Annotated in this window: 6 protein-coding genes; 1 reads left to right on the top strand and 5 read right to left on the bottom strand. The window is 48.2% G+C overall.

Annotated features, from left to right (window positions below; genetic code table 11):
• The first annotated feature begins 42 nt into the window (after positions 1-42).
• Complete coding sequence (locus Q0241_RS15420) at positions 43-198, top strand: hypothetical protein (RefSeq protein WP_299379049.1); 156 nt, start codon at positions 43-45, stop codon at positions 196-198.
• 34 nt (positions 199-232) lie between these two features.
• On the opposite strand, the gene nadC is transcribed toward Q0241_RS15420, so the two are convergent.
• The 5 genes from nadC to Q0241_RS15395 form a co-directional block, all read right to left on the bottom strand.
• Complete coding sequence (gene nadC / locus Q0241_RS15415) at positions 233-1,087, bottom strand: carboxylating nicotinate-nucleotide diphosphorylase (protein WP_299379047.1); 855 nt, start codon at positions 1,085-1,087, stop codon at positions 233-235.
• A 36-nt stretch (positions 1,088-1,123) separates the two neighbouring features.
• Positions 1,124-2,716: an L-aspartate oxidase gene (locus tag Q0241_RS15410; RefSeq protein WP_299379045.1), complete on the bottom strand. Its 1,593-nt coding sequence runs from the start codon at positions 2,714-2,716 to the stop codon at positions 1,124-1,126.
• A gap of 11 nt (positions 2,717-2,727) precedes the next feature.
• On the bottom strand, positions 2,728-3,750 hold the full coding sequence (gene nadA, locus Q0241_RS15405; RefSeq protein ID WP_299379043.1) for a quinolinate synthase NadA: 1,023 nt from the start codon (positions 3,748-3,750) through the stop codon (positions 2,728-2,730).
• Positions 3,751-3,922: 172 nt separating this feature from the next.
• Positions 3,923-4,924: a hypothetical protein gene (locus Q0241_RS15400; RefSeq protein WP_299379042.1), complete on the bottom strand. Its 1,002-nt coding sequence runs from the start codon at positions 4,922-4,924 to the stop codon at positions 3,923-3,925.
• A 247-nt stretch (positions 4,925-5,171) separates the two neighbouring features.
• Positions 5,172-5,681, bottom strand: coding sequence for a GNAT family N-acetyltransferase (locus tag Q0241_RS15395; RefSeq protein ID WP_299379040.1), 510 nt, complete (start codon positions 5,679-5,681; stop codon positions 5,172-5,174).
• Between the last annotated feature and the right edge of the window lie 620 nt (positions 5,682-6,301).

Genomic DNA, 6,301 nt, shown 5'->3' with positions numbered 1-6,301 from the left:
GGTATTCCGAGGAAAAGTTGACCCGGAAGAGGGGTACCATTGATGGCTAGGGAAAGCCTTGCAGATAAGACGCCGAACCAACCAGAGGCAAAGAGTCTCAGGTGCCGACTAACTTGGTTTGCTGGGTTGTGGTTTGGCGGTGTTACTGCTCTGGGGGTGGTTGGGTATACAATCCGTGCCTGGCTCGGATTGTCATGAGGTTTTGGCCGAAATATTCATCCTGAGTAATTGGCTAGAGAATATCCAACCCCAAATCAAGACAAGGGGCGCTGTGGGTTAGCCATCCCATCGAAATCACATCAACCCCGGTTTCAGCAATAGCCCGTGCTGTTTCATAGGTGATACTGCCGGATGCTTCTGCAATGGCCTTCCCATCGATCATGGCAACGGCTTCGCGTAAGGTTGGTAAGTCCATATTATCCAGCAGAATAATATCGGGCTTGTGGGGGAGCGCTTGTTGAAGTTGATCAAGCCGATCAACCTCGACTTCAATTTTTACCATATGTCCGATTTGTGCTCGGGCTGTTGTTATGGCTTTTCCGATATCGCCGCCAACCGCAGCAATGTGGTTGTCCTTGATCATGACGCCGTCATAAAGACCAAAGCGATGATTGTGCCCGCCGCCGCATCGCACAGCGTATTTTTCAAAGGCACGCAGGCCGGGGGTGGTCTTTCTAGTGCAGGTGACGCGCACAGGCAGATCGTCAACCAAATCAACGATATTTCGGGTTGCCGTGGCAATTCCCGATAGATGGCCCATGTAATTCAGGCCAACACGCTCCCCGCTCAGGATCGCGCGTGCCGGACCCGATAGGGTGGCAACGATACTTCCGGGAGAGAGACGCGAGCCATCCTCCAGTGAAATTTTGACGTCCACTTGTTCCGATAGCTCCGCCATCACAGTTAGCAAAAATGCGGAGCCTGAAACGGTGCCACTCTGCCTGCTTACAATTGATGCTGTGAGCTGGGCATCTTCCGGGATCATTGACTGGCTGGTGAGATCCCCGGTTGATCCAAGATCTTCCAAAAGCGCGGCCTGTACGGCCTGTGTGATAAGGGGGGAAGGCAGGGGCGTTATTTTCATCATCTATACTTTTTGTCGTCTATATGTTTTCGGGGCAATCTATGAAGCCAGTTTGATCGTATCGTTGACGATGTCTTTTGTGAGGTGGCTCAGTTCTACAATGCTGTGGCGCTGGTATCGTGGATCGCTATTGGGATAATCAAGGCGATAATGCCCCCCTCGGCTTTCTTTTCGTTCAAGTGCCGTGGTCGCGATCAAACGACTGACGATCATGATGTTTCTTAGCCGTGTCGAGGGGTGTGGATTGTTTAGCTCTATACGATCCAGTTCTTTCAGAAGTATCTTCAATCCAGCTTCATCCCGGCAAAGTCCGATATAGCGATAGTTCAAAGTTTGTAGTTCACCTATGACATCTTGATCTTTTACGACGCTGGGTTGGATTTGCGATTGTTCTGAAGCTTTGACTTTGGCGGGCGCGCTTATTGTTTTGTTGCTGAGGAAATCACAGACATCTTTACTGACAAGAGGTGCAAAAACCAGCGCTTCGAGCAGGGAGTTACTGGCGAGTCTGTTCGCGCCGTGCAAGCCAGTACAAGCGGCTTCGCCACAAGCCCAGAGGCCGTTGACGTTTGTTCGCCCACGATTGTCCGTTTCAATGCCCCCCATATGATAGTGCGCTGCCGGGACAACGGGGATCAGATCTTTTGTCGGGTCAATGTCGTGGTCTTCGCAGTGTGCATAGACGGTAGGAAAGTGCTGTGGAAAAGCATCTCCTATAGAAGCGCGACAATCGAGGTAGCAGCGATGGCCTTGTTGTATTTGTTTCCATATGCTTCTGGCGACAATATCCCGTGGAGCCAATTCCGCGAGCGGATGATCGTCGAGCATAAATCGTTTACCCGTTTCATTCACCAACCAAGCTCCATCCCCGCGTAGAGCTTCTGTTGCTAAAGGACGAGGCGTGGTCTCTACATCTATAGCTGTGGGGTGAAATTGAACGAACTCTAGGTCTTTGAGACTGGTGCCTGCGCGGGCGGCCATGGCAAGCCCATCACCGCAAGCAGCGAAGGGATTGGTGGTTGCGCTGTAAATTTGCCCGATACCACCTGTCGCAATAATCGTGGCGTGAGCATTGACCGCCTGTAGTTCATTGTCTTTCAGAAGAGTTGCCCCAAAAACCTGATTGTTTTGGCATAACAAATCTATTGCCTCTGTATTTTCTAGAACCGTAATGTGTACGGCCTCTTTTACCCTAAGCTGCAGAACGCGCATGACTTCCCGGCCCGTCGAATCGCCGTTGGCGTGGACAACGCGTCTGTGGCTATGGGCGGCTTCCCTGCTCAAACTTAAGCCTTTTTCGTCATGGTCAAAGATCACGCCAAGATCGATTAAATCGCGGATGCGTTCTGGCCCAAGATCGGTGACCAATGCGGCAATGTCTTCATCCGCAATACCCCCGGCGACAGCAAGCGTATCCGCGAGATGACTTACAGGACTATCGGCGGGGTCCAGTGCAGCTGATATCCCACCTTGTGCCCAAGCACTGGATGCTTCTTCCCCAAGCGGCCCTTTTGATAAAAGCGTGACAGCTTTTGGCGCAAGGCGTAACGCGGCCATCAAGCCGGCGAGGCCTGCGCCAATTACCAAAACATCTGTCGTTGTGCTTTTAATTGTGTTGGGGGAATACGCCATGGGGAACTTCCTTAACTTGCATCCAGCATGCGTTGAACCGCGAGGCGTGCCCGATCAGCAAGCGCAGGGTCGACGGTAACCTCGTGCGACATGGTTTTTAAGGATTCACAGATGTTCATCAGATTGATGCGTTGCATGTGAGGGCAAAGGTTGCAGGACCGGATGAAGTTTGTATCCGGATTTTCAGATGCAATGTTATCCCCCATAGAACATTCAGTAATCAGGGCGACTTCGGCAGGTTTTTGTTCGGACACAAAATTGATCATGCCTGCTGTTGATCCTGAATAGTCTGCAGCTTCAACAACTTCCGGCGGGCACTCCGGGTGCGCGAGGACCGTAACATTTGGGTGTGCTTTACGTAGTTGCGTGACCTGGCGCGCGGTAAAGCGTTCGTGCACTTCACATTCGCCTTGCCATGTTAGAATTTCAACGTTGGTTTCGGCGGCAACATTTGCAGCAAGAAAGCGATCGGGGATTAATAGCACCCGATCAACACCCAGTGATTCAACGATCTTCACTGCATTTCCGGATGTGCAACAGATATCTGATTCAGCCTTTACTTCGACGGAGGTATTTACATAGGTAACGATTGGAACACCGGGGTATTTTTTTCGAAGATTACGCACGTCTTCGCCTGTGATGGAATCTGCCAGTGAACAGCCGGCTTTGGGGTCCGGTATTAACACGGTCTTAGATGGGTTAAGAAGCTTTGTTGTTTCTGCCATGAAGTGAACACCAGCCATAACGATCACATCGGCTTCGACATCAATAGCCTTTTGCGCAAGCGCCAGTGAATCTCCAACGATATCGGAAACACAGTGATAGATGTCTCTGGTTTGATAATTGTGGGCGAGAACAACAGCATTGCGCTCTTTTTTCAAACGTAGGATTTCATCAACATAGGGCGCAAAATCGGGCCATTCTTCTTTACTGATCGCGGGATACACCTGCTCAAAGACAGCGGCAGTACGCTCTGCTACTTCTGGGGTGTATGTATATTCTTCTGTCTCTGCGACTGCAGTATTGGCAGACATGGCAACCTCTTTTGCTCTATTTGAGTATAAGGGGGCTATAAAAAATACCGGAGCTCCCAGTTATACTTATGCTACAAGTGAGTATTACTTGGGTCAAGCACATTATGCTCAATATTAGTATAAGTGGTGTTGGTGGGATGAACTGGGAGACGTGGATGAGGGGGCGGTTCTGTCAAATGCCTAGTGTTTGCCGTTCCATCAGAACTTCCCGGCGAAAACGGAATTGATTCGCAGGTCGCCCACCTGTTTGGGTTTCGATCTTCCCCGTAGCTTCAACCAGACCTTTTTTCTCGATTAGACGGCGAAAATTCTGTTTATGAAGAAGTGATCCAGAAAGAGCTTCAACAACTTTTTGGAGCTGTAACAGGGTAAATGTCGGCGGCATGAGTTCAAACACGACGGGACGATATTTAATTTTGCCCCGTAACCGTCCGATTGCCGTTGCCAGTATACGTCGATGATCCAGTGCCATCGCCGTTCCGTGCTGATTACTTATGTCGCCTTTATCAAGGCTATCCTGTCGTTCCGCGACCAGGCTGGCTTCATAAAGCAATTCGTATCTTTCCAGAACAAGTTCATCGTTCCAGGGGGTGTCATCTAGACCAAAGGTAATACAGGTGCGTTCGTAACGATCTTTCTGTTCGATGTTATTTTCTGCCTGTTCAATCCATTTTCGCAGTGCGGGGATGATATCACTCTCTAGTATAGTAGGGGGTCCATCGCGCCAGTCTTCCCATGGGAAAAAGCGATACCAGTCCTGCCACACAGCATTCTCAATTGCTGTTGGAGCCGTATCTTGTACAAGGGCGAGATAGCCGACGGACACCAAGCGGGCGCCAGCTGCCTCTTCACGAGGGTCGCGCCCTTCATTCCCGAATGTGTAGAGCTGTTCGACGTATCCAATCTCATGGTCAGTCTGTTCTTCGACCCATGATCTCAGCCCGGATTCAAGCGTACGGTGTTTCAGCGGATAAAAGGGACCAAAGGGCAGTGCTTCGTGTCGATTGTTATGGGGCAGCGCTGTCCGTTCTGTCAGGGTTTCATGCTGAGCAGTAAGTGTTTCAGAAGTATGTTGGACGACAAGAACCTTTGGTTGCTCTTCAATGATAGCAACAATAACGGCATTCAGCCCGATAACGACCTGTCCGTTTGCTGGTTCTGTACTCGCATTCATACTTAGTTTGTCCCTCTCTTATAAGTCTCTAAGATCACAGAGGAATTGAGATTAGGCAAGATACCTTGAAAGTGCGACGACAATATTACGGAAAATTCCTTCTTACGCTCAAGTTCAGCTTCTATCACGTGGTGCCTTAATGGTTATAGGAGGGGTTTATAGTAGGTCTATTTATCAGGGGGAGTGTATAGAGGCACTATTTAGCAATAGTGACTTTGATCTAGGAGAGACACTTTCGCGTGGCTTTTTATGTGAGTGGCAAGCGCATAAGTATTTCGTCATGATAGTGGTCTTGGATTTTAAGTGCTCTGGGTTCGCGTCCGTATTCAATAAAACCCAGATTCTCATATAAGGTGATAGCTGAGACATTTGAAACAACTACAGTTAAGAGAATCTCTTCGGTGGTTTCTTTTGCTATTTCGATAATCTGTAAAAGGATCTGTTTGGCCAATCCGTTGCCGCGTGCTTCCGGCTTTATATACATCCCCCAAAGCGTCGCTTTATGCTTGAGCTTTTCTTGCTTGGGGATTCGTAGGCCTGCGATACCAACCAGAGAGCCTCTATCACTATAAGCACCATAAACAATGTTGTTTGTTAAAAGTTTGGAGTAGTGGCTCAGAGGAGTGTTTACTTCATCACTATAAGATGCGCCAAAAGCTTCTGGGCTTTCATCGAGGCCTTCCACTCTGAGCCCTTTATAAAGAGCTGCGTCCTCGGATGGGATTCTTTTAAGTGTAAAAACATTATGGATAGGCATCTGTTATCAGAATCCTGTGTTGTGATTGTTCTTGTTTGGGGTGATTCGTGGAAATAGGTGCGAATCTTTTAGTCTGAAAGTTACTTTTAAAGATTATTTGTAAGAATCTCGCATGTTTTTACATCTGGATTCAGGGATTCTTTATGGATTTGTCCTGATTTTCCCTTGAACTTACCTTCTTGGAATCTGGGATATTTAGAAAACATCACAAGTGGGGTGTTTTTGCGCAATAAACTTACGCGAATAGCCCATGTGACGGTAATATTAAAAAAATGTGAGTTTTTTGCAAAAAGGTCTTTGACAGTGTGTTGTGTGGGGCCTATAACACCGCTCACCGACGGGGCAGACGCTTCGACGGTACATCGGAAAGACAGAGTAAAAACAGGCAGTTAGCGGAAGTTTTACGGAAGCTAATTAGAAAATTTAGATAGGAATTGATCCTTGAAAAAGTTTTTACAAAAATGTTTCAGATGTTCCTTGACGATAGGGAAAAAGACTATATATATCGTCTAGCTTTTCGGGGCCGGGTTTACTTGGTTCTGGTTTGTAAATTGTTGTTTGACATTGTTGATATGAATTGGAAGGGATGCGTGGACGGCGGTTTGTTGTTTATGACAACG

It is taken from the genome of uncultured Kiloniella sp. (genome assembly GCF_937128705.1).
GTDB lineage: Bacteria > Pseudomonadota > Alphaproteobacteria > Kiloniellales > Kiloniellaceae > Kiloniella.
Note: the sequence above shows the minus strand (reverse complement) of the source record. Positions and strands in the feature narration are given on the sequence as shown.